The sequence below is a fragment of the Caulobacter sp. GW821-FHT09A05 genome, assembly GCF_059418465.1.
Genome location: NZ_JBWKPX010000036.1, coordinates 24,238 through 45,885, shown reverse-complemented (window position 1 = coordinate 45,885; position 21,648 = coordinate 24,238). Strand labels below are relative to the sequence as shown.

Here is a 21,648-nt window from a genome sequence, read left to right as displayed (position 1 = left end):
TCATGCCCCACGGCACCCGCCGGCGCATCGTCCGCGCGCTCAAGTCCCTCAAGGGCAAGGCGCTTCAGAACCCCTGGAAGAAGCACGACAACATCCCGTTATGACCCGAAAACACGTCGCGGTCCCTGTGCTCGCCGCCCTGCTGCTGGGCGCCTGTGCGAGCACGCCTCAAGGCGAGCCCATGACGTGGGGCTATGCCGAACCTCCGGATGCGGAAGGTCCAAAGCTGGCGTTCGGGGTCGACGGGACCGACAACCTGGCGGTGCTCTTCCTCTGTGATCCGGCGTCGGGCTCGATCACGTTCAACGTGCCGGTCGGAGGCGGGCCCGAGGTCGCCAGGGTGAAGCTGAGAAGCGCTGGCGTCGTGCGTCGCTATGACGTCCTTCCCTCCGAGCCGGACGGCTACGAACTCGCCTACTTCAGGACGGATCGCGGCGATCCGGTCCTGAAGGCGTTCGCCAGGTCGGGCGGGCTGGCGATCGACGTCTACGGCGCCTTCGTATCGCACGACGTGAAGACGGCGCCGGAGCGCGAGGCGGTCGCCAGCTTCGCGAAGGCCTGCGGGTTGGGCTGAGGCCCGACGCTAGCCTGCTAGTAGACGACGTCCGCCTCGCCGCGCAGCGGCTTGAGCGCTTGCGCCCGGGCCGTGTCGCCGACCCGCCTGACGCCGATCGTCCCGTCCATGGTCTTGACCGTCACCACGCCGTCGGCCCCCGGCGCGACGCGCAGGGCGCGCAGCAGTTGCGGGCCTTCGCCCCAGTCCAGGCGGACCTCCAGCATCAGCGAGCCTTGCTCGCTCCAGCCGGCGAACACGTAGCTGAGGGTCATCGGCGGCAGGTCGACCGGGCCGCGCTCCACGTCCAGCGCGTTGGTGGCGCGGCTGCCGTAGGACCATGACAGGTTGACGCTCATCATCGCCGTCTGGGCCTCGACCCAGTTGGCCTGGGCGCCGCTTTGCGGCAGGCAGGCGGCGGCCCAGCGGGTCGGCGACTTGCCCTTCGGCTTGTCGTCCTGACGCGGGGCGCACCAGACCAGGCCCGTCGTCCCGGCCCCGGCCATCGGCACGCCGTAGAGGGGCTGGCCGACCGGCAGGGCCTTGTCGAAGAACCAGCCCTTGCCGCGCACCTCCTGCCTGAGCACGCCGGTCACGCCATGGCGCACGCCCACCGTGAAGAACGGCTGGCCCTTGGCGACGTCGCCCGCGACGACGATCGGCGCCGCGCCGGCCGGGACCAGCGGCTTCAGCGACAGTTCCGGCGCGGGTGGAGCCACGGCCCGGTCGATGCTGGACGGGGGTGGCGCCGAAAGGTCGGCCAGGCCCGACAGGACCGGCTGGAGCAGGGGCGCGGGCGGCAGGCGGCCCTCGACCCTGTAGCGCAGCGCGCCGGCGGTCGTCCCGGCCGAGGTGGCCACCTTCAGAGGGCCCAGGTCGAAGGCTCCGTCGCCGAGCGGTGCGGTCGCGCCGCCCTCGCAATAGGAACCGGCCACGAACCAGCGGGTGTCGCCGCTGGCCTGCAGGGCCCGCGCGAAGCGGGCGGGTTTCCGCACGCCGTCGCCGTCGCACCACTTGAAGCCCAGCCGCAGGGTCGGGCGCTCGTCCGGCCTGGCCTCGCGCCAGGTCGCCTTGCCGGCCAGGGTGCGGGGCGAGGTGACCACGTTGAAGCCGGCCGCCGCGAAATAGTAGGCCGAGCTTCCGGCCCAGCCCTGGTCGAAGGCGCCGGCCCCCTTGGTGTCGGTCAGGCATTCGAAGAAGCCGCGGCTGTTCCACTTGGTGTTGGCCCGCAGGTCGCACCAGACCACCAGCCCGGCCTGGCTGGCCACCTCGACGCGGGCCAGGGCCGTGCCGGCCGGGATCTCGCGGAAGCGGCCCTGGACGGGGCTGGTCAGCACGCGGGCCTTGTCCACGCGCAGGACATGCTGGGCGATCACCCCGTCCTTGGACACCTCGCCCTCGACGGCGGTCGGCGCCGCGTCGGTCAGGGACATCGGCATCCGCGCGGTCTCGCCCGCCGCGCCGTAGGAATAGACGGCCGGCGGCGCGCCATAGATCAGCGGCTGGTAGGTGGAGCCGGCGACCGCGCTCGCCGCGCCGGTCAGCGACACCAGGCCGGCGATCGTCCAGGACGACCGCCGGCGCGGGATCGGAGCCATGTCTCGACCTAGGAGGCGGCCGGCGCGGCGGCCGGGGCCGTCGGAGCGACCGGAGCCGAGGTCGGGGTGACCGCCGCCGCGGGCGGGGCCTCGGCCGGCGGGGTCGAGGCCGGGATGGCCGCCTCGGGCGCCGGCGCGGCGGCCGAGGCGGTCGGGGCCGGCAGGGCCCTGGAGCCCAGCGCATAGCCTTCGGCGAACGGCCGGCCGGTGGTTTCCAGAGCGTACATGTAGGCGCCGTAGCACTGGCCGGTGGCGCCGTTGACATAGGACGCCGGCCGCATCTTCTCGCCCAGGCCCGACAGGGCCGGGAAGACGGCGCGGTAGGGCTCCAGGGTCATTTCCGGGCCGAGGATGTTGGTCGCCGAGGCCGGGTCGAAGGCGCCGGCATAGACCACCTCGCCGGCGGCGACCTCGAACGAGGGCGCGCCGAGGCACAGGCTGACCGTGAACAGGCCGGCGCTGAGGTGGGCGATCTTCCAGCGGCCGGGGGGCACGGCGAACACCAGGGTGGTGCCCTGGGCGCCGCCGGCGGTGGCGCTGGCCTTGACCGGCTGGGCGGCCACGAAGCTGCCTGGGCGGCCGTCGGCCCAGGCCGGCGTCCTGGCGTCGGGGCCTTCGCGCTCGAAGCCCACCGACAAGGCGCCCGCGCCCTGGAGGTTGACGACGATCAGCGCCGAATTGGCCGGGATCTCGCCCAGTTGCTCGGCCTTCAGCGGCGCGGGCGGGCGGGCGCTCTTGGCCAGCTTCGGGGCGGGGGCGGGTTTTTCCTTGGTCGGCTTGTCGCTTTCGGGCGGGTCGCCCATGGCCTCGACGCTGAGGGCGGACTTGATGGTGTTGCGGGCGGGCGAGAACATGCCGGCGGTCTGGGCGCTGGCGGCGTCGTTGGCGAACACCCGAACGATCGTGCCCTCCGGCTCGGCGGCGCCGATCAGCGGGGTCATCCGGGCGAGCTTGCCGGCGTTGTCCAGCTTGCTGGCGGCCTCGCCGGTCGCGGGGTCCAGGGCCACGACCCGCCAGCCCTTGACCACCATGCAGTTCTCGACGTTCACCGGCCGGGCCTTGGAGTCGTTCATCGCCATGACGATGGCCTTGCCGATCGCCGCCCCGATGGCGCCGGCCAGGCCAGGCGCGTAGACGGGCGGGCTGGTGTCGGGCTGATGCAGGCGGCCGGCCTTGACCTTGCAGTCGCGGACGTCGGCGTCATGGGCGGCCACCTGGGCGCCGGGCTTGTTGAAATAGGTGTAGCCGTCCGACGACTTGGCCAGGTCGGCCGCGCACACCGGCGTCGCCACCGCGGCCAGGGCCGCGGCGAGATAGAACTTACGCATGGAATCCCCCGATCGAAACGGGACCAGATTGCACCGGTTCGTGACAAGCGCAACCTTAAGCCTGAGCGCGGCGTGGGGACGCGTTCGGCGCTACTTCAGGTCCAGCGTCACGCTGAGCGTCCCGTCCGGATTGCCCGGCGACTTGGGCGCGCCGCCGAACGCGCCGGCGTAGGCCGGGGCCAGCAGGTCCTGGAACGCCGCCGCGGGGACGACCACCTCGTAGTCGCCCTCGGCGTAGGGCCCGACCACATAGGGGTCGATCAGCACCGTCAGCCCGCCGATCTTGCCGGGGATGGTCGAGGGGGCCAGGACCAGCACGGCCTGGTTCCACCTGGGGCAGGAGAACATGTCGTTGAGGGGCGCGGCGCCCTCGCGATGGGTCTTGGCCTGGGCCACGGCGTCGCAGATCGCCCGGTCCAGGGCGGACATGTCGGCCCCGGGGCGGAACAGGGCCTTGGGCGGGATCTCGCGGTTGGCGGCGCTGTCCCAGATCAGGGTCGAGGCGCCGTGATTGGGGTGCGCCCCGCCGGTGTCCTCGAACCACAGGGCCCGCAGGCCGACCAGCGGCGCGGCGTCGGCGGCCAGGAACCACTGGCCCTGGCGGGTGTAGGGCCGCCAGGGGAACTTGCCGTCGGAGGCCTTGCGGTCGGCCTGGGCCTTGGCGGCGAAGGTCTTCAGGCCCGCCACCTCGCGGTCGTAGAGCAGGGCGTGCAGGGCGGGATGGCTGGCGACCTCGGCCGGCAGGCGCAGGACGACCTTGGCCGTCTCGTCGGACTGGTCGAAGGTCAGGGGACGCGCCATCGGCGCGGACGCCGTGGCCGTCGGGGCGGCGGCGGACGCGGCGGCCGGCGCTTCCGGCGGCGCGGCGGGGCGGCGCTCGCAGGCGCCCAGGGCGGCGACCAGGCCGAGGACGGCGAAGGGCAGGGCTCTGATGGACAACATGGGCATCACTCCTGAACGCCGCGCCCGACGGCTGGCTCCACCTGCCCGGCGTCGTCCGCCCCGTCCATGGCGGTCTTCCGGGTTCCCCCGGGGTCGCCATGCGACGCGAACCCGGTTAGATCGGCGAGGGACCGGGAGCAGGGGATTGGGCATGGGACGTCGGGGATCATGGCTGGGGCTGGCGGCGAGCGCCACGGTGCTGGGTGCGTGCTCGACCACCGCCCCGCCCGTGGGACCGGCGGCCGCGCCGGCTGGCATGAAGTGGAACTTCTTCGCCACGCCCGACGACGGGAAGCGGCTGGCCTACGGCCTGCCCGACAGCGACGTGGTCGGGATCATCTTCTCGTGCCGTCGCAAGACGAACGCCGTGGGCTTCCACACCAACCTGGCCGATGGCAAGCCCGGGGCAGGCGTGGTGCGGTTCCGGTCGGGCAAGGCCCAGGGGCGCTACGCCGCCAGCCTGACCCCTTCCGAGATCGCCGACGGGCTGGACGCCATCGGCGCGATCCCGCTGGCCGATCCGGTGCTGGCCGCCTTCGAGAAGACCGGCCTGATCAGCCAGGTCGAGGACAAGGCCTATCCGCAGGATGCGCGCACGCCGGCCGAACGGGCGGACATCAAGCGCTTCTTCGGCTTCTGCCGGGGCTGATCGGTGTTCATCGGCCCCTCCGGGCCGGCGTGGGGAGCTTTCGGTTGACGCCCGGCGGGGGCGCCCCTCAAATGCCCTCGCCCGCGTCGGGGTGGACAGCAGGTCGCGACCCGCGAGATGGACGACCAGGCCGCCTTTCTCCAGAAAATCGAGGCTCTGCGCGCCGGGGTGGACCGGCGGCTGGCCGAGCTGGCGCCGCTCGCGGGCTCGGCGCCCGACCGCCTGGTCGAGGCGGTGCGCTATAGCCTGCTGGCCCCCGGAAAGCGCTTCCGTCCGATGGTGACCCTGCTGGCCGCCGCCGAGCTGGGCGCGCCGGAGGGGGCGGCGCTGGACGTGGCCTGCGCGTTCGAGATGATCCACGCCGCCTCGCTGATCCTGGACGATCTGCCGTCGATGGACGACGCGGGCCTGCGCCGGGGCCTGCCGACCATCCACCGGGCGTTCGACGAGGCCACGGCGATCCTGGCCGGGGTCGGGCTGCTGAACCAGGCCTATGCGGTGATCGCCGCCGACCAGGGCCTGCCGGCGTCGCTGCGCGCCGAGCTGGCCGGTCGCGCGGCCCACGCCGTGGGCTTTTCGGGGCTGATCGCCGGCCAGGCCCGCGACCTGTTCGACCGCGACCAACTGCGCGACCCGGTGGCCCTGGACCGCCTCAATCATGAGAAGACCGGCGTGCTGATCATCGCCGCCGCCCAGGTCGGGGCGCTGGTGGCCGGAGCCTCCGAGGCGGCGATCGAGGCGATGGGCGTGTTCGCCCGCCACATCGGCCTGGCCTTCCAGATCCGCGACGACCTGATCGACGCCCAGGACTCGGTGGAGGCGGCCGGCAAGGACGTGGGCAAGGACGCGGCCATGGCCACGGTGGTCTCGACCCTGGGTCCGGCCGGGGCCCGCCGGGTCATGGAGGAGCACCTGGCCAAGGCCTCCCGGGCCCTGGCCCAGGCCGGTTGCGGCGGCGTGCTGGACCGCTACGTCGGCGAGCTTTTCGCCCGGCGCAAGGCGGCGGCGTGACCGATGAAGCCATTTCGCGGGGACCGACCGCCGCCGCGCCCATCCTGACGGTCGATGGCGCGGTCCACGCCTATGGCGGCCAGCCCGTGCTGCGCGGCGTCGACCTGGCGCTGCGTCCCGGCGAGATCTACGCCCTGCTGGGCCCGAACGGGGCCGGCAAGACCACCCTGATCCGCGTTCTCTGCGGCCGCATCCGGCCCGACGGCGGCGCGGTGCGGCTGAACGGCCGCGATCCCGCCCGGGTCCCGGCCGCCCGGGCCGGCCTTGGCCTGGTCCCGCAGGAGATCGCGCTCTATCCGAACCTGACGGTGGCCGAGAACGTCGCGACCTTCGCGGTCCTGGCCGACGTGCCGCGCGCCGGCCTGGCGTCCGCCGTGGCCCGCGCCCTGGACCTGACCCGGACCGCCGACCGCGCCCACGTGCCGGTCAAGCATCTGTCGGGCGGCTATCAGCGCCGGGCCAACATCGCCGCCGCCATCGTCCACCAGCCCAGCCTGCTGATCCTCGACGAGCCCACCGTCGGGGTCGACCTGGACGCCCGCGAGGCGGTCGACGCGGTGATCCGCGGCCTGCGCGACCTGGGCGTGGCGGTGCTGATGACCACCCACGACCTGGACCAGGCCGGCGGCCTGGCCGACCGGGTCGGCTTCCTGCGCGAGGGCGAGCTGGCGCTCGAGGGACGGCCGAAAGCCTTGATCGCCGAAGCTTTCGGCGAGCGGATGGAGATCCAGGTCCACCTGGCCGGGGAGGCCGACGCCGCCGGCCAGGACCGCCTGGTCGCGGAAGGGCTGCAGCCCACGGGGCGGGCGACGGTCTGGACCCGGCTGGACGCGGACGGCTATGCGGCGGCGGGGCGGCTGGACCAGCGCTTGCGCGAGGCGGGGCTGACCCCGCGCGAGATCCGGGTGCGCGCCCCGTCCCTGGCCCATCTGTTCACGCTGGTGGCCGAGCGGAAGCTGGCCGCGTGACGCGTTCGTTCTGGAAGATCGCCGCCATGGCGCGGGTGATGGCGCTGGACCTCTGGCGCGACCGCGGCGCCCTGCTGATGACCTTCCTGCTGCCGCCGCTGGTGTTCCTGATCTTCTCCTCGGTGTTCGCCGGGACGACCGGCGACGACATCCAGCTGAAGCTGGCGGTGGCCGATACGGCCCGGACGCCGGATTCGGGCCGGCTGGCGGCGGCGCTGGTGCGCTCGCCCGAGGTTCGCGCCGAGGCGGCGGCGACGGCCGATGAGGTGCGCCGGCGGGTTAAGGCCGGGCAGGCCGACGCCGGCCTGGTGATCCGCGCCGATCCCGCCTCGGCCGACAAGCCGTTCCTGATCGTCGCTGATCCCAGCCGCGCCGTGGCCGCGCCCCTGGCCCAGGCCCGGGTGCAGCAGGTGCTGGCCGACGCCCTGCCAGACGTCACCCTGCGCCGCACGGTCACCCAGCTGGAACCGGCGCTGGGCGGCTTCACCGACGAGCAGGTCGAGAACGCCGACAGCGCCGCGGCCTTGATGCGCCAGGACCCGACCCACGACGACGGCGGATTCTTCGAACGCGAGGCGGTCAAGGACGCCAAGGTCGGCGGCGGGGTGATCGCCTACTACGCCGGGGCGGTGATGATCCTGTTCGCCCTGTTCTCGGCCATGCAGGGCGCGCTGGGCCTGATGGACGAGCAGAGCACGGGCGTGGCCGACCGCCTGCTGGCCGGGACGGCGGGCATGGGGCCGGTGGTCAGCGGCAAGTTCCTGTTCCTGGTCGGGCAAGGCACGGTCCAGGCCCTGCTGATCTTCGCCACTGCCCAGATCGTCTACGGCGTGGCGGCGGTCCAGCATGCGGTCCTGTGGCTGCCGACCACCCTGGCGGCCTCGGCCTGCGCGGCCGGCGTGGCGCTGGGGCTGGTGTCGGTGTGCCGTACGCGCGAGCAGGCCCAGATGCTGTCCACCTTCGTGATCCTGGTCCTGGCGGCGGTGGGCGGCAGCATGGTGCCGCGCTTCCTGATGCCGCCCTGGCTGCAGGCGGTGGGCTGGGCGACCCCGCACGCCTGGGCCATCGAGGCCTACCAGGCGATCCTCTGGCGCGACGCCGGAGTGGGGGCGGTGTATAAGGCCTGGTGCGTGCTGACCGCCGCCGGCCTGTTCGGCCTGGCCCTCGCGCACGTGTTGGCGCGCCGGTTGCGGCGCTAGACGGGATGACGATGGCGACCCTTGGTCTGCACCTGGCCCTGTTCCTGGCGGCCCTGGCCTTCATGGAGGGCTTCGCCTGGGTCATGCACCGCTACGTGATGCACGGCTGGCTGTGGGCCTGGCACCGCTCGCATCACGAACCGCGCGAAGGCCTGTTCGAGCTCAACGACCTGTTCGCGGTGGTGTTCGCCGCCCCCGCCATCGTCGCGATCTATTTCGGCGTGCACGGCGCGCCCTGGCTGCTGCCGATCGGCCTGGGGATCACGGCCTATGGCGCGATCTATTTCGTGTTCCACGACGGCATGGTGCACCAGAGGTTCAAGGTTCCGCTGGGGCGGTCGCGCTACTGGAAGCAGCTGATCCAGGCCCACCGGATCCATCATGCGGTGCACACCAAGGATGGGGCGGTGTCGTTCGGCTTCCTGCTGGCGCGCCCGGTCCGGGAACTGAAAGCCAAGCTTCGGGAGCGGGGCGCCGACGGCGCGCTTCCGTAGATCCATCAATCGTCGGCGTTCCGGGGAGGGGACCATGACCGAGACAGCGATCAAGACGCCCTGGCATCTGTGGCTGGTGGGCGTCGTCGCCGTGCTGTTCAACGCGATCGGCGTCTTCGATTTCGTGATGAGCATGACGAAGGGCGTCGCCTACATGGCCGGCGCGGGCATGACGCCGGAGCAGATCGCCCACTACCAGCGGATGCCGGCCTGGATGACCCTCGACTGGGCCGTTGGCGTGTTCGGCGCCTTGGCCGGCTCGGTGCTGATCCTGTTGCGCCACAAGCTGGCCTGGCCGGTGCTGGCCGTGTCGCTGGCGGCCTTCCTGATCAGCGTGGCCTACACCTATGTCCTGACCGACGGCGGCAAGATCATGGGCCAGCAGATGGCGGTCATGAGCGCGGTCATCGCGGGACTGCTGGCGCTCTTCACGGCCTATGCGTGGTGGATGACCCGGCGCGGGGTGCTGCTGTAGGGGCGCGAAAACGGGTCGAACGACCCGAAGTCCAGAACCGTTGTCATCCCGGAAGCCCCGCAGGGGCTGTCCGGGACCCAGGGGACTGGGCAGATGCGGTGCGGCTGTCCTGGGTCCCGGACAAGCGCTGCGCGCTTTCCGGGATGACAACATGAAGAGGAACTCGTTGGATCCGGCCTTCAGATCCGTGACCACATCGCCGGCCGCTCCGGCGCCGCGCCCCAGCGATCCAGCGTCGCCGAGCGCAGCGCCACGACGCCGCCCTCCAGCGCCCGCCAGACCTTCATTCGTCCACTGACGACGACCCGTTCGTCCCAGGCGCCGGATCCGGCCTTTACGACGTCCAGCCCGATCTGGCGATAGACCCCGCGCGCCGCGCCGATCGCCCAGGCGCAGCGGACCGGCAGGTCGCGCAGGCCCCAGCGCGCCGAGGCGTAATAAGGCTCGGCGGCGTCGACCAGTCGCCGGGCCAGGACGGCCACGGCGGCGCGATGGGCCGGGGCGGCGACCGCGTCCTCCGGCACGGAGAGTTCCGCCAGCCAGTCGCCGGGGACGTAGACCCGGCCGTTGCGGGCGTCCTCGACGATGTCGCGGGCGATGTTGGTCAGCTGGAAGGCCAGGCCCAGGTCCTGGGCGCGGCGCAGGGTGGCCAGGGCGTCCGGCCTCACGCCCATGACCAGGGCCATCATGGTCCCGACCACGCCGGCCACGCCCCAGCAATAGTCCAGAAGCTCTTCCAGCGTCCCGTAGCGCCGCCCGGCCACGTCCATGGCGAAGCCGTCGATCATGTCGAGCGCGTAGCGTTCGGGGATGCCCCGGCGCAGGGCCACGGTCTGGAAGGCGGCGAACACCGGATCGGTTGGGGTCTCGCCGGCCATGGCCGCCCGGGTCTGGGCGTACAGCGCCTGCAGTCGGGCCGGGCCGTCGGCCACCGGGCTCATGCCGTGGCCCAGGGTCTGGCCGTCGATCACGTCGTCGCAGTGCCGGCACCAGGCGTACAGCATCTCGGCGTCCGCCCGCGTCTGGGCGTCGAACAGGGCGGCGGCGGCGGCGAAGCTCTTGCTGCCCTTCTGAATCGCCTCGCGACTCTGGGCTTCGAGGTCGCTCATGCGTCCGCCGGAACGTAGTCGTCGATCATCAGTCCCGCCGTCGCCTTGGCCGAACCGACCACGCCGGGAATGCCCGCGCCCGGATGGGTCCCGGCCCCGACGAAATAGAGGTTGGGGATCACGTCGTCGCGGTTGTGGGTGCGGAAGAAGGCGCTCTGGGTCAGGATCGGCTCCAGCGAGAAGGCCGCGCCCTTCCAGGCGTTGAGGTCGGTCACGAAGTCGTCCGGGGTGATGAACCGGCTGGTGACGAGATCGGCGGTCAGGCCCGGGATGTAGTGCTTCTCCAGATAGGCCAGGATCTTGTCGCGATACTTCGGCCCCTCGACCGACCAGTCGATATTGGCCGTCTTCAGGTTGGGCACCGGCGACAGGGCGTAGAAGGCCGAGCAGCCTTCGGGCGCCATGGCCGGATCGCTGGCGGTGGGGTGATGCAGGTACAGCGAGAAGTCGTCGGCCAGGCCGTCCTTGCCGTAGATCTCGCCGATCAGCTCGCGGTAGCGATTGCCGAAGCAGATGGTGTGGTGGCGGATCTCGGGGTGGGTGGTCTTCAGCCCGAAATAGACCACGAACAGCGACGGGCTCCAGCGCTTGGCCTCCAGGGCCTTGCCGACCTTGGCGCCCCTGGGGTCGTCGGCCAGCAGGCGGCGATAGGTGTGCATGACGTCGGCGTTGGAGGCGACGGTGTCGAAGGCCTCGAACTGGCCGTCGGCGCGGATCAGGCCGGTAACGCGACCGGCCTTGGTGGTGATCTTCCGGACCGGCTGGCCCAGGTGGACCACGCCGCCCAGGTCCTGGAACAGCTTCACCAGCGCCCGGATCAGGGCGTGGGTGCCGCCGCGCGGGAACCACACCCCGCCGCGCCGCTCCAGGGCGTGGATCAGGGCGTAGATCGACGAAGTGGCGAACGGGCTGCCGCCGACCAGCAGGCTGTGGAACGACAGCGCCTGGCGCACGTGCTCGTCCTTCACGAAGCCGGCCACCTTGTCATAGACGCTGCGCCAGGCCTGCAGCTTCATCAGGGCCGGGGCGTTGGCCAGCATGGCGCCGAAGTCGAGGAAGGGCACCGCGCCCAGCTCGACATAGCCCTTCTGGTACAGCTCCTCGGAATAGGCGTGGAAGCGGCGATAGCCCTCGACGTCGGCCGGGTTGCGGGCGGCGATCTGGGCGTCGAGCTTCTCCTGGTCGTTGACGTAGTCGAAGACGTCGCCGTCCTCCCAGACCAGGCGGTAGAACGGATCGACCGGCAGCAGCTCGACATAGTCCTCGATCCTGCGGCCCGAGAGGGCGAACAGGTCCTTCAGGCAGTCGGGATCGGTGATCACCGTCGGGCCCGCGTCGAAGGTGAAGCCCTCATCATGCCAGACATAGGCCCGGCCACCGGGCTTCTCGCGCCCCTCGAAGACGGTGACGTCGAAGCCCGAGGATTGCAGGCGGATCGCCAGGGCCAGGCCGCCAAATCCGGCGCCGATCACGGCCGCCTTGGGCTTGGTCACGGTCATGCGTCTTGTCCTCCGAGCACCGAGCTTTCGTCGATGCACTTGATGGCCGCCGAGATCGGCACGGGCGGCTTGCCGATCAGGATCCGCGCCTTGTCCCACCGGCTCAGCCGCGCGGCGTAGAAGCGTTGGATCAGGCCGGGCGATAGCCGGTAGAAGCGCTCCAGCACCTTGTAGCGGTCCTGCGGCGCGCAGGCGCGGAACAGCATGCGGTTCAGAAGGCGCAGGAAGCGCCGTCGCCGCCAGACGGCCTTGGACTGGGCCTCGACGCAGGCGCGGACGCTGGCGCTGGTGATCCGGGGCAGGGCGGCCACCGTCTCGGCCAGGCGGGCGGCGTCGGGCAGGGAATAGCCGGTGGTCGGCTGGAACAGGGCGGCGCGCAGGCCGACCTCGGCGACGTGCGGCCGCGCCTCGCGCCAGTAGGCGTCGATGTCGCCGCCCAGGGCGATGGGCAGGATCCCGTCCTCCTCGCGCTCGACCTGGACGATGGACCAGCCCTGGGCCTCGGCGTAGGCGGCGATGGCGCGGCGCAGGGCGGGACGGTCCAGGGCCGGGCCGTCGCTGTAGCGGGTGTCCTCGATCAGCAGGCGCGTGGCGTCCAGCGGCAGGACGTAGACGAAGCGGTAGCCGTCTTCCTGCGAGACCGTGGCGTCCATGATGATCGGCCGGATCAGGCCGTGCGGGGCGGCCAGGCGCACGCCCTGGCCGACGAACTTCTGGTAGCCCAAGGCCAGGCTGGGACTCTGGCGTGGGCCGCGCCCGTCGATCACGGCGCCGGCCGCGATGGTCCGGCCGTCGGCCAGGGTCACCTGGTGCGGATTGACGTCCGACACGGCGGCCGACAGCCAGGCGTCGGCGCCCAGGGCGGCGGTCACCACCTGGTGCAGGCGCTCGGAGGTGATGGCCAGGTAGTCGGTCGGCAGTTGCCGCCGGTGTCCGGGGAAGCGGACTTCGTAGCCCGACCAGCGGTGGACGATCAGCGGTCGCAGCCAGCCGGCCTCGACCGCGTCGACGTCGGTGGCGAAATGACACCAGGTGTGCTCGCCGCCCAGGGTCGGGCCCTGCTCCAGCAGGATCACGCGCAGCCGCGGCCGCAGGCTCTTCAGCCGCAGGGCGATCAGGCCGTTGGCCAGTCCGCCGCCCACCAGGACGACGTCGGCGCGTTGGGTCGGCAACGTGGAGACCATGCTTGGGCTCTAGCATGATTGGACGAAGCCCAAGCGACTTCCTGCGTGTCGCGGCGGATATTGCGCGGCGCGAGGGTAGGGGCTAGGCAACGCCAAACAGGAGACGGCGATGTCGCAAGCCAGAATCATCGACGGCAAGGCCTTCGCCGCCCAGTTGCGCGAGCAGGTTGCCGCCGAGGTCGCCAGGCTGAAGGCCGAGCACCGCCTGACGCCCGGCCTGGCCGTGGTGCTGGTCGGCGAGGATCCCGCCAGCCAGGTCTATGTGCGCAGCAAGGGCGAGCAGACCCTGGCCGCCGGCATGCATTCCGAAACCCACCGTCTGTCGGCCGAGACCAGCCAGGCCGAGCTGCTGTCGCTGGTCGAGCGGCTGAACGACGACCCCGCCATCCACGGCGTGCTGGTGCAGTTCCCCGTGCCCGACCACATGAGCCAGGCGGCGATCGTCGCGGCGATTTCGCCCGACAAGGACGTCGACGGCCTGACCGTGACCAACGCCGGGCGCCTGGCCAGCGGCCTGCCGGCCCTGACCGCCTGCACCCCCGCCGGCTGCATGGTGCTGCTCAGGGACGTGGTCGGCGACCTGAGCGGCAAGCGGGCGGTGGTGGTCGGCCGCTCCAACCTGATGGGCAAGCCGATGGCCCAGCTGCTGCTGGCCGCCGACTGCACCGTCACCATCGCCCACTCGCGCACCCAGGACCTGGCCGCCGTCTGCCGCGAGGCCGACATCCTGGTGGCCGCGGTCGGCCGGCCGCAGATGGTCAAGGGCGACTGGATCAAGCCGGGCGCCACCGTCATCGACGTCGGCATCAACCGCATTCCCAAGGAAGACGGCAAGACCCGCCTGGTCGGCGACGTCGACTTCGAGGCCGCGAAAGGGGTGGCCGGGGCCATCACCCCGGTGCCGGGCGGGGTGGGGCCGATGACCATCGCCATGCTGCTGGCCAACACCGTCAGCGCCGCCAAACGGCTGAACGGGATCGCGGAGTAGGAGCTCCGATCTCCCTCGCCCTCCGCAGGGGACGGTTTTCGGCGGGGTAGGATTTCGACCTTCGGCCCGTTGCGGACCTGTGGCTTTGTCTCCAAGCTGACCTTCTTGTAGCCACCCACGAGCGGTGAATGCCCAGCCCAGGCGCCTTGATCATCATCGACATGCAGCGCGGCATGTTGCCTGAGAACACCGGGCCCAGGAACAATCCCGGCGCCGAAGACAACATCGTGCGGCTACTGACGGTCTGGCGCGAACGGGGCCTGCCTGTCGTCCATGTGCGGCACATGGCCCGCCGGCCTGGCGGGTCCTTCTGGCCGGGATCCGAAAAGTGCGAGTTCCAGCCCCGCTTCGAACCCCTGGCGCACGAGCACAGGCTGGAGAAGAACGTCAACGACGCCTTCGCCAATAGCGGACTGGAGCGGTGGCTACGCGTGCGGGACATCTCGCGCCTGGTCGTCGTCGGCGTCAGCACCAACAACTCGGTGGAAGCCACCGTGCGCGCGGCGTTCTGCCTGGGGTTCGAAGTCACCCTGCCCGGCGACGCCTGCTACACCTATGACAAGGTCGATATCCTGGGCGTCGCGCGTCCCGCCGAGGAGTGGCACATGATGGCGCTGTCGAACCTGCACGACGAGTACGCGACGGTCACGCGCACCGAGGACGTCGTTTCGGTTTGCCGCTCGAGCCGCTAGACAGTTCTCGGGGACCGCCTCCCACCCATCTCAGCCTGTCGCAATTCAGCCTGTCGCAATGTCCGCTTCAAGGATCCCGCTGAGCGGGCCCGACGGCGGCGCGCGACGGCGACAAGCGCCCAAGAAAAAAGCCCCGGCGCGGGGCCGGGGCTTTTCGGAACTTTTCGAAACGACGAGTTCAGCCCGCCAGATATTCCGCCACGCGGCCTTCCAGCTCGGCGGCCAGGACCTTGCCCACCGGGTGGGTGTCGACCTTGATGTCGTCGCGCACGCAGGCCTTGATGGCGTCGATGTGGGCGTCGACCAGGAACATCGGCGCGGCCAGGCGGGTCGCCGGATCGTCGATCAGCTTGCACAGCGAGCCGGCCAGGCGGGTGATCAGCGGGAATTCGTAGGTGGCGCCCAGGCCTTTCAGGTCATGGGCGCGCAGGTAGAGGGTCTCGACCGTCGCGGCGGTCAGGCCCTGGGCGCGGACCTCCTGGCGGGCCGCCTCCAGCTTGACGATCTCGTCGTTCAGCCATTGGGCGAAGTTGCCCGACAGGCTTTTCAGGGCGGCTTCGGCCTTGGCGATGGCCGCCATGTCGATCCCGCCTCGTCCGCCAACCTTGAGCTTGAGCATGTTCGGCACCTGAATCACTTCCGCGGCGGACTTGTTGGTCACGGACGCTTCTCCCTGGGCATCGATCTGAAATATAGGGTCAAGGCGTTAACATTAGATGAGACGCCCGTTTCTATCTGACCAATGGGCGGGTGATGCCCTGACCAATAATCCTTTGTGTTGTCAGGCCGAGAACTGCTCCGTCAGAACCCGCTCCTCTAGGCTTCGACCGGCGTCGAAGAGCATGGAAAGGCTGGCGCTGCTGTCCTCGGCGATGTGGACCTCGACGACGTCGCGAACTTCGAAATTGTCGGCGACGGCGCTTACCGGTCTCTTATCGCATTCTAGGATCTCGAACGTCACCCTAGCTGTCTGCGGCAAAAGCGCACCGCGCCAGCGCCGGGGGCGGAAGGCGCTGATCGGCGTCAGGGCCAGGACCTGGGCGCCGATCGGGATGATCGGGCCGTGGGCCGACAGGTTGTAGGCTGTCGAGCCGGCCGGAGTGGCCAGCAGGGCGCCGTCGCAGACCAGCTCGCCCATCCGCACCTTGCCGTCGATGCTTATGCGCAGCTTGGCGGTCTGGCGGGTCTGGCGCAGCAGCGACACCTCGTTGATGGCCAGGGCCCGATGCTGCTTGCGATTGGCGTCGATGGCGACCATGGCCAGCGGGTGGATCACGGCCCGCTCGGCGGCGTTGATCCGATCCAGCAGGCCGTCCTCGCTGTACTCGTTCATCAGGAAGCCGACCGAGCCGCGGTTCATGCCGTAGATCGGCGTCTGGCGCTGCAGGGTGTCATGCAGGGTCTCCAGCATGAAGCCGTCGCCGCCCAGCGCCACGATCACCTGGGCGCTCTCGTCGCCGACGTCGCCGTAGCGGGCGCGCAGGCGCTCCATCGCCTCCTGCGCCTCGGGGCGGTCACTGGCCTTGAAGGTCAGGCGAGTCACGAAGGGCAGGGGCTGGAACATGCCGCCAAGTGGCTGGATCGGCGGCGGGTTGTCAAACCTGGGTTTTGGCCAGGGTTTTAGTATGAGCGCTTGGTGGTCGGCGCTCTCAAAACCTTGTCATCCCGGACAAGCGAAGCGCCGATCCGGGACCGCCGGAAGCGCAGAGTTCACGCATCGGTCCCGGATCTGCGCGCTTGTCCGGGATGACAACGAAGGATGCGAGAGTGGATGGTCCTGCCTACGCCGCGCTGACCGCCCGCCGGAACGCCATGGCCGCGATGTCGGGGGCGAAGGGACCGAAGGCGCCGCTGGCCTTGCGGGCGGCTTCGGCGCCGCCGCCGGGGCGACCGCCGTTCAGTTCGCGCACATGGGCCAGGATGGTCGGGAACACGCTGCGGTCGATGCCGACCGCCGAGCAGGCCAGAGCCAGCAGTTCAGGGCGGTTGCTGTCGACCGCCCGCCGCACCTGGCGGATGTCGAAGCGGCCCAGGCGCGCCAGGGCGAACAGGAACAACGGCAGGCGGCGCTCGCGCAGCACCCGCAGCAGGTAGCCGGGCCGCAGCTGGCCGGCGGCGTCCAGCTTCTCGACCAGGGCCGCCTCCATCTCCTCGCGGTCCTCGGACTGCTCGACGACCGGCCCGTCGTCGACCACGGCCGCGCCGGAATGGGCGCCGCGCAGGGCGGCCTCGACGGCCTTGGCCATCTTGTCGGGATCCAGCTGGAAGCGGGTGGTCAGGGCGTCACGCAGGGCGCGGCCGACCCACAGGTACAGCTGCTCGGCCAGATCGCCGGAGAGATTGGGATGCCGGGCCAGGGGCGAGCGCAGGGCGACCACGTCGCGGGCCCTGTCGACCAGGCGGCGCAGGCCTTCCGGCGAGATCTGGGCGGTGGGGTTGGAGGCCAGGGCGGTCAGGACGGCCGACTCGTCCTTGGCCAGGATGGCCTCGACCACGGCCGGCGACAGCTGCGGGCGGCGGGCGATCTCGATCTGGTGCTCCAGCGTGGCCTGGACCAGCAGGCGGATCAGGTCGCGGTCCTGCAGGATCGGGCTGCGGGCGATGATCGGGCGGGCGATCTCGATCTCGTCCAGGGCCAGGATGTTGATCAGGGCCGGCGGCGCCCAGGCGGCGTCGGCCAGGCTCTGGGCCAGGCGGGCGCGGATGTCGCGCTCGGCCTCGACCACCAGGGTCATGAAGATCGAGTCGAGCAGGATCTGGACCTCGGGGGCGGCCGGACGGCCCTCGGCCTGGCCGGCGTCGCACATCTCGACGATGCCGTTGAGCAGGCGTTCGCGATCGGCCGGCTCGCGGCTGCGGGCCAGGGACAAAAGCTGCGCGGTCTGGGCGGACTGGCTCACCAGCCTCCTCGAAATCCAAGCTTAACCAAGACCGACCTTGGCGGCGTCAGATGAAAACATGCTTAAACAGGGGAATCACGCACGGACGATGACAAGCGTCCCGATGCCGCAGGAAAAAAGACCGTCGGCAAGACCGCCAGGGAGATGCAAGACGCATGGGCCAACCTCTGATCCTCGCGCTCGATCAGGGCACCACCAGCACCCGGGCCATCCTGTTCCAGGCCGACGGCAAGCCGGTGTGCGACGCCAGCCGGCCGCTGCGCCAGAGCTATCCGCGCGACGGCTGGGTCGAGCATGACGCCGACGAGATCTACGCCGCCTGCGTGGGTGTGCTGCGCGACACGGTCGAAAAGTGCGACCGCGACAGCGCCGACATCGTCGCCCTGGGGATCACCAACCAGCGCGAGACCGTGGTGGTCTGGGACAAGGCCACCGGCCGGCCGATCCATCCGGCCATCGTCTGGCAGGACCGGCGCACCGCCGACGTCTGCGATCGCCTGCGGGCCGAGGGCCACGAGCCGGCGGTCACCGCCGCCACCGGCCTGCTGCTGGATCCCTATTTCTCCGGTACGAAGATCGCCTGGATCCTGGACAAGGTCCCCGGCGCCCGGCGGCGGGCCGAGGCGGGCGAACTGCTCTGCGGCACCATCGACTCCTGGGTTATCTGGCGGCTGACGGGAAAGGGCGCCCACGTCACCGACGCCACCAACGCTTCGCGCACCCTGCTGTTCGACATCCAGGCTCAGGACTGGTCGGACGAGATGCTGGCCCTGCTGGACGTGCCCCGGACCCTGCTGCCGGCGGTGCTGGACTGCGCGGCCGACTACGGTCAGGTGACGCAGGACATCCTGGGCCGGCCGCTGCCGATCCGCGGCGTGGCCGGCGACCAGCAGGCGGCGCTGATGGGGCAGGGCTGCATCCGCCCCGGCGAGATGAAGGTCACCTACGGCACCGGCGGCTTCATGCTGGTCAACACCGGCGAGACCCGGCCCCATTCGGCGTCGCGGCTGCTGACCACCGTGGCGGCGCGGGTCGGCGGACGCACGACCTACGCCCTGGAAGGCTCGATCTTCGTGGCCGGGGCGGCGATCCAGTGGCTGAACGAGGGGCTGGGCGTGACCGGTGGCCCGCGCGGGGCCGAGGCCCTGGCCCGCTCGGCGCGGGCCGACCACGGGGTGGTGGTGGTCCCGGCCTTCACCGGCCTGGGCGCGCCCTGGTGGGACGCCGAGGCGAGGGGCGCGGTGTTCGGCCTGACCCGCGACGCGGGGCTGGCCGAGATCGCCCAGGCCACCTTCGACTCCTGCGTCTTCCAGGGGCGCGACCTGATCGAGGCCATGCGGGCCGACGCCCCTTCGGCCTTCGAGGACGCGGCCCTGCGCATTGACGGCGGCATGGCCAAAAGCGCCTGGTTCAGCCAGCGCCTGGCCGACCTGACCGGCCTTCCCGTGCACCGCGCCAGCTATCAGGAGACCACCGCCCTGGGCGCGGCCCTGTTCGCCGGGGTGGGGGCGGGGGTCTACGGCTCGGTCGAAGAGGCGGTGAAGGCGCGGCCGGAGGCGGAGGTGCTGACGCCGGCGGTGAGCGTCAACGCCCGCGAGGAGGCCTATGCGCGATGGCTCGACGCGTTGCCGCGCGTGCGCTCGTGAGCCAGGTCTCCGCCATGACCTATCCCACCGTCGGCCGGATCCACCGCCTTTCCCCCAAGCTTGACGCCGTGATCGCGCCGGACGCCGAGATCCAGCAGCTGGCCGACGGCTTCATCTGGACCGAAGGCCCGGTCTGGGTGCGCGACGGCGGCTACCTGGTGTTCTCCGACGTGCCGGGCAACGTGATGTACCGCTGGAGCGCGGCGGACGGCGTCAGCGAGGTTCTCAACCCGTCGGGCTATGCCGGCCCGCCCACCGACGCCTTCGCTGAGCCGGGCCAGAACGGCATGGCCCTGGACGCCGCCGGCGGCCTGCTGGCCTGCGACCACGGCAACCGGGCCTTGGCCAGGATCGACCTGAAGACCCGCACGAAGACTTTCCTGATCGACCGCTGGCGGGGCAAGCGGTTCAACAGCCCCAACGACTTGGCCGTGGCCAGGACGGGGGCGATCTACTTCACCGACCCGACCTATGGCCTGAAAGGCCGCAACGCCTCGCCGCTGCGCGAGCTGGACTTCAACGGCGTCTATCGCCTGGCGCCGGACGGGAGGCTGGACCTGTTGGACGCCGAGCTGACCTTCCCGAACGGCGTGGCCCTGTCGCCGGACCAGGACCGGCTCTACGTCTCGGTTTCGGACCCGGAGGCCCCCAAGCTGGTGGTCTACGACCTGGGGCCGGACGGCCTTGCGACCTCGAAGGCGCCGTTCTTCGACGCCACGCCCCTGCGCGCGGCCGGCGGCCTGGGCCTGCCCGACGGGATGTGCCTGGACACCGAGGGCCGGCTCTACGCCACGGGACCGGGCGGGGTGCTGGTGCTGACGCCGCAGGCCGAGCTGATCGGGGTGATCGAGACGGGCACGGCCATCGCCAACTGCGCGTTCGGCGAGGACGGGCGCACCCTGTTCCTGGCCTCGAACCACACCCTGGCGCGGATGCGGCTGAAGACGACGGGGCTGGTGTGGTGAACGGGTTGGGCGTGGCCCCGCCGCAGTTGTCATCCCTGGCGTAGCGAAGCGAAAGGCGCGGGACCCAGGTGAACCGCAAGGCCTTCGCCCAGTCCCCTGGGTCCCGGACAGCCTCTGCGAGGCTTCCGGGATGACAACGCTTATTGGACGCTGTGAGGCTAAGGATTGGCGTCCAGATAGGCCTTCACCCGCCCGAACAGTTCTTCGAACATCGGCGTCGTCAGCCGGCCGGTGTTCGTGTTCAGCCGCGAGCAGTGGTAGCTGTTGAACACCCGATAAGGGCCAGCCTGGAACTCCGTGCCGTGGCCGGGCAGGCCGGCCGAGGCCTTCAGGCCCAGGGCCTTGAGCAGGTTGCGACGCGAGACGTCGCCCAGGGTGACGATGGCCTTGAGGCGGGGGAACATCTCCAGCCGGGCGGTCAGGAACGGCCGGCAGTTGTTCTCCTCCGAGGTCTCGGGCTTGTTGCCGGGCGGGGCGCAGCGCACGGCGTTGGTCACCGCGCTGCCGACCAGCCTGAGGGAGTCGTCGGGCCGGGCCTCGAACTTGCCGGTGGCGAAGCCGTACTTGATCAGGGTGTCGTAGAGCAGGGTCCCGGCATAGTCGCCGGTGAACGGCCGGCCGGTGCGGTTGGCGCCCTTGCGGCCAGGGGCCAGGCCCACGACCAGCAGCCGGGCCTCGTGGTCGCCGAACGACGGGGCGGGGCCGTTGAACCAGTCCGGATACAGGTCCTGGTTCTCGCGGCGATAGGCCACCAGGCGCGGGCACAGGGGGCAGTCGCGCGGCGGCTCGGCGGGCGAGGGCACGACCTCGCCGGGGATGTTGGAGCGCTGGCCCATGCTCAGTCCTCGTCGGCGTCGTCGTGCTGGGCCGAACCGCGGGCGGGGTCGGTGACGAAGCGGGGCAGGCCGCCGGAGCGCTGCGGGCGGCCGATGATGTTCCCCAGGTCGGCCAGGTCCACGAAGTTGTCGGCCTGGCGGCGCAGGTCGTCGCTGGTCATCGGCGGCTGGCTCTTCATCGTGGAGACCACGGTGACGCGGCGGCCCTTGCGCTGGACGGCCGCGACCAGGGCCCGGAAGTCGCCGTCGCCCGAGAACAGCACCAGGTGGTCGACGGTCTCGGCCATCTCCAGCATGTCGACGGCGATCTCGACGTCCATATCGCCGCGCCAGCGCTTGCGGCCCTGGCTGTCGGTGAACTCGCGGGCCGGCTTGGTCACCAGGGTGAAGCCGTTGTAGTCTAGCCAGTCGACCAGCGGCCGGATCGGGGAATACTCCTCGTTCTCGGCGATGGCGGTGTAGTAATAGGCGCGCACCAGCACCCCGCGCTTGCGGAACTCGTCCAGCAGCTTGCGGTAGTCGATGTCGAAGCCCAGCGCCTTGGCGGCGGAGAAGAAGTTGGCCCCGTCGATGAACAGCGCCAGGCGCTCGGTCGGGTAGAAGGTCACGTGA

At 71.0% G+C, this 21,648-nt stretch carries 23 protein-coding genes; 12 read left to right on the top strand and 11 right to left on the bottom strand.

Annotated features, from left to right (window positions below):
• Positions 1-104, top strand: a 104-nt coding sequence (locus tag AC07NX_RS23285) for a hypothetical protein (protein ID WP_494645117.1), incomplete at its 5' end; no start/stop codon positions are given.
• 23 nt (positions 105-127) lie between these two features.
• The gene (locus AC07NX_RS23280) at positions 128-574 is read left to right on the top strand and encodes a hypothetical protein (RefSeq protein WP_494645109.1); all 447 of its coding nucleotides are present in this window, start codon (positions 128-130) and stop codon (positions 572-574) included.
• A gap of 17 nt (positions 575-591) precedes the next feature.
• On the opposite strand, the gene AC07NX_RS23275 is transcribed toward AC07NX_RS23280, so the two are convergent.
• From AC07NX_RS23275 to AC07NX_RS23265, 3 genes are all read right to left on the bottom strand, one after another.
• Complete coding sequence (locus tag AC07NX_RS23275) at positions 592-2,151, bottom strand: hypothetical protein (RefSeq protein WP_494645107.1); 1,560 nt, start codon at positions 2,149-2,151, stop codon at positions 592-594.
• 8 nt (positions 2,152-2,159) lie between these two features.
• Positions 2,160-3,479 carry a hypothetical protein gene (locus AC07NX_RS23270; protein WP_494645105.1) on the bottom strand — a complete coding sequence of 440 codons (1,320 nt, stop codon included), beginning with the start codon at positions 3,477-3,479 and terminating at the stop codon, positions 2,160-2,162.
• Between the two features lie 90 nt (positions 3,480-3,569).
• Entirely contained in the window at positions 3,570-4,421 is an 852-nt protein-coding gene (locus AC07NX_RS23265) for an RsiV family protein (RefSeq protein WP_494645103.1), read from the bottom strand.
• Between the two features lie 151 nt (positions 4,422-4,572).
• Here AC07NX_RS23265 and AC07NX_RS23260 point away from each other — a divergent pair, with 151 nt between their 5' ends.
• The 6 genes from AC07NX_RS23260 (at position 4,573) to AC07NX_RS23235 (ending at position 9,217) form a co-directional block, all read left to right on the top strand.
• Positions 4,573-5,070 (top strand): hypothetical protein, encoded by a 498-nt coding sequence (locus tag AC07NX_RS23260; RefSeq protein ID WP_494645101.1) that lies wholly within the window; start codon positions 4,573-4,575, stop codon positions 5,068-5,070.
• A 117-nt stretch (positions 5,071-5,187) separates the two neighbouring features.
• Positions 5,188-6,081, top strand: a complete 894-nt coding sequence (locus AC07NX_RS23255; protein WP_494645099.1) for a polyprenyl synthetase family protein — start codon at positions 5,188-5,190, stop codon at positions 6,079-6,081.
• Positions 6,078-7,049 carry an ABC transporter ATP-binding protein gene (locus tag AC07NX_RS23250; protein ID WP_494645097.1) on the top strand — a complete coding sequence of 324 codons (972 nt, stop codon included), beginning with the start codon at positions 6,078-6,080 and terminating at the stop codon, positions 7,047-7,049. Before AC07NX_RS23255 ends, AC07NX_RS23250 begins: the two co-directional genes overlap by 4 nt.
• Entirely contained in the window at positions 7,046-8,248 is a 1,203-nt protein-coding gene (locus AC07NX_RS23245) for an ABC transporter permease (RefSeq protein WP_494645095.1), read from the top strand. The genes AC07NX_RS23250 and AC07NX_RS23245 overlap by 4 nt, the downstream gene beginning before the upstream one ends.
• Before the next feature lie 11 nt (positions 8,249-8,259).
• Positions 8,260-8,742: a sterol desaturase family protein gene (locus AC07NX_RS23240; protein ID WP_494645093.1), complete on the top strand. Its 483-nt coding sequence runs from the start codon at positions 8,260-8,262 to the stop codon at positions 8,740-8,742.
• Between the two features lie 34 nt (positions 8,743-8,776).
• The gene (locus AC07NX_RS23235; RefSeq protein WP_494645091.1) at positions 8,777-9,217 is read left to right on the top strand and encodes a hypothetical protein; all 441 of its coding nucleotides are present in this window, start codon (positions 8,777-8,779) and stop codon (positions 9,215-9,217) included.
• A gap of 179 nt (positions 9,218-9,396) precedes the next feature.
• On the opposite strand, the gene AC07NX_RS23230 is transcribed toward AC07NX_RS23235, so the two are convergent.
• From AC07NX_RS23230 to crtY, 3 genes are read right to left on the bottom strand one after another with little or no spacing between them, the layout of a single operon-like run.
• Positions 9,397-10,326 (bottom strand): phytoene/squalene synthase family protein, encoded by a 930-nt coding sequence (locus tag AC07NX_RS23230; RefSeq protein ID WP_494645089.1) that lies wholly within the window; start codon positions 10,324-10,326, stop codon positions 9,397-9,399.
• On the bottom strand, positions 10,323-11,825 hold the full coding sequence (locus AC07NX_RS23225) for a phytoene desaturase (protein WP_494645087.1): 1,503 nt from the start codon (positions 11,823-11,825) through the stop codon (positions 10,323-10,325). Before AC07NX_RS23225 ends, AC07NX_RS23230 begins: the two co-directional genes overlap by 4 nt.
• Positions 11,822-13,009 carry a lycopene beta-cyclase CrtY gene (gene crtY / locus AC07NX_RS23220; protein ID WP_494645085.1) on the bottom strand — a complete coding sequence of 396 codons (1,188 nt, stop codon included), beginning with the start codon at positions 13,007-13,009 and terminating at the stop codon, positions 11,822-11,824. The genes AC07NX_RS23225 and crtY overlap by 4 nt, the downstream gene beginning before the upstream one ends.
• 109 nt (positions 13,010-13,118) lie before the next feature.
• Here crtY and folD point away from each other — a divergent pair, with 109 nt between their 5' ends.
• Together folD and AC07NX_RS23210 are read left to right on the top strand one after the other, a co-directional pair.
• Positions 13,119-13,997, top strand: coding sequence for a bifunctional methylenetetrahydrofolate dehydrogenase/methenyltetrahydrofolate cyclohydrolase FolD (gene folD / locus AC07NX_RS23215; protein ID WP_494645083.1), 879 nt, complete (start codon positions 13,119-13,121; stop codon positions 13,995-13,997).
• A 128-nt stretch (positions 13,998-14,125) separates the two neighbouring features.
• Positions 14,126-14,689: a cysteine hydrolase family protein gene (locus AC07NX_RS23210; RefSeq protein WP_494645081.1), complete on the top strand. Its 564-nt coding sequence runs from the start codon at positions 14,126-14,128 to the stop codon at positions 14,687-14,689.
• A gap of 178 nt (positions 14,690-14,867) precedes the next feature.
• Here the strand turns inward: AC07NX_RS23210 and AC07NX_RS23205 are convergent, their stop codons facing one another.
• From AC07NX_RS23205 to AC07NX_RS23195, 3 genes are all read right to left on the bottom strand, one after another.
• A complete protein-coding gene (locus AC07NX_RS23205; protein ID WP_494645080.1) occupies positions 14,868-15,350 on the bottom strand; it encodes an Hpt domain-containing protein in 483 nt (160 codons plus the stop codon).
• 120 nt (positions 15,351-15,470) lie between these two features.
• On the bottom strand, positions 15,471-16,253 hold the full coding sequence (locus AC07NX_RS23200; RefSeq protein ID WP_494645078.1) for an NAD kinase: 783 nt from the start codon (positions 16,251-16,253) through the stop codon (positions 15,471-15,473).
• Positions 16,254-16,470: 217 nt separating this feature from the next.
• Positions 16,471-17,559, bottom strand: coding sequence for a DUF2336 domain-containing protein (locus AC07NX_RS23195; RefSeq protein WP_494645115.1), 1,089 nt, complete (start codon positions 17,557-17,559; stop codon positions 16,471-16,473).
• A 185-nt stretch (positions 17,560-17,744) separates the two neighbouring features.
• Between AC07NX_RS23195 and glpK the strand changes: the two genes are divergently transcribed.
• Both glpK and AC07NX_RS23185 read left to right on the top strand, forming a co-directional pair.
• Complete coding sequence (glpK, locus tag AC07NX_RS23190) at positions 17,745-19,235, top strand: glycerol kinase GlpK (protein WP_494645076.1); 1,491 nt, start codon at positions 17,745-17,747, stop codon at positions 19,233-19,235.
• Between the two features lie 14 nt (positions 19,236-19,249).
• A complete protein-coding gene (locus tag AC07NX_RS23185; RefSeq protein ID WP_494645074.1) occupies positions 19,250-20,200 on the top strand; it encodes an SMP-30/gluconolactonase/LRE family protein in 951 nt (316 codons plus the stop codon).
• Between the two features lie 158 nt (positions 20,201-20,358).
• Here AC07NX_RS23185 and AC07NX_RS23180 read toward each other — a convergent pair whose 3' ends face one another.
• Together AC07NX_RS23180 and AC07NX_RS23175 are read right to left on the bottom strand one after the other, a co-directional pair.
• A complete protein-coding gene (locus tag AC07NX_RS23180) occupies positions 20,359-21,036 on the bottom strand; it encodes a uracil-DNA glycosylase (RefSeq protein ID WP_494645072.1) in 678 nt (225 codons plus the stop codon).
• Between the two features lie 2 nt (positions 21,037-21,038).
• Positions 21,039-21,644: a LabA-like NYN domain-containing protein gene (locus AC07NX_RS23175; RefSeq protein WP_494645070.1), complete on the bottom strand. Its 606-nt coding sequence runs from the start codon at positions 21,642-21,644 to the stop codon at positions 21,039-21,041.
• Between the last annotated feature and the right edge of the window lie 4 nt (positions 21,645-21,648).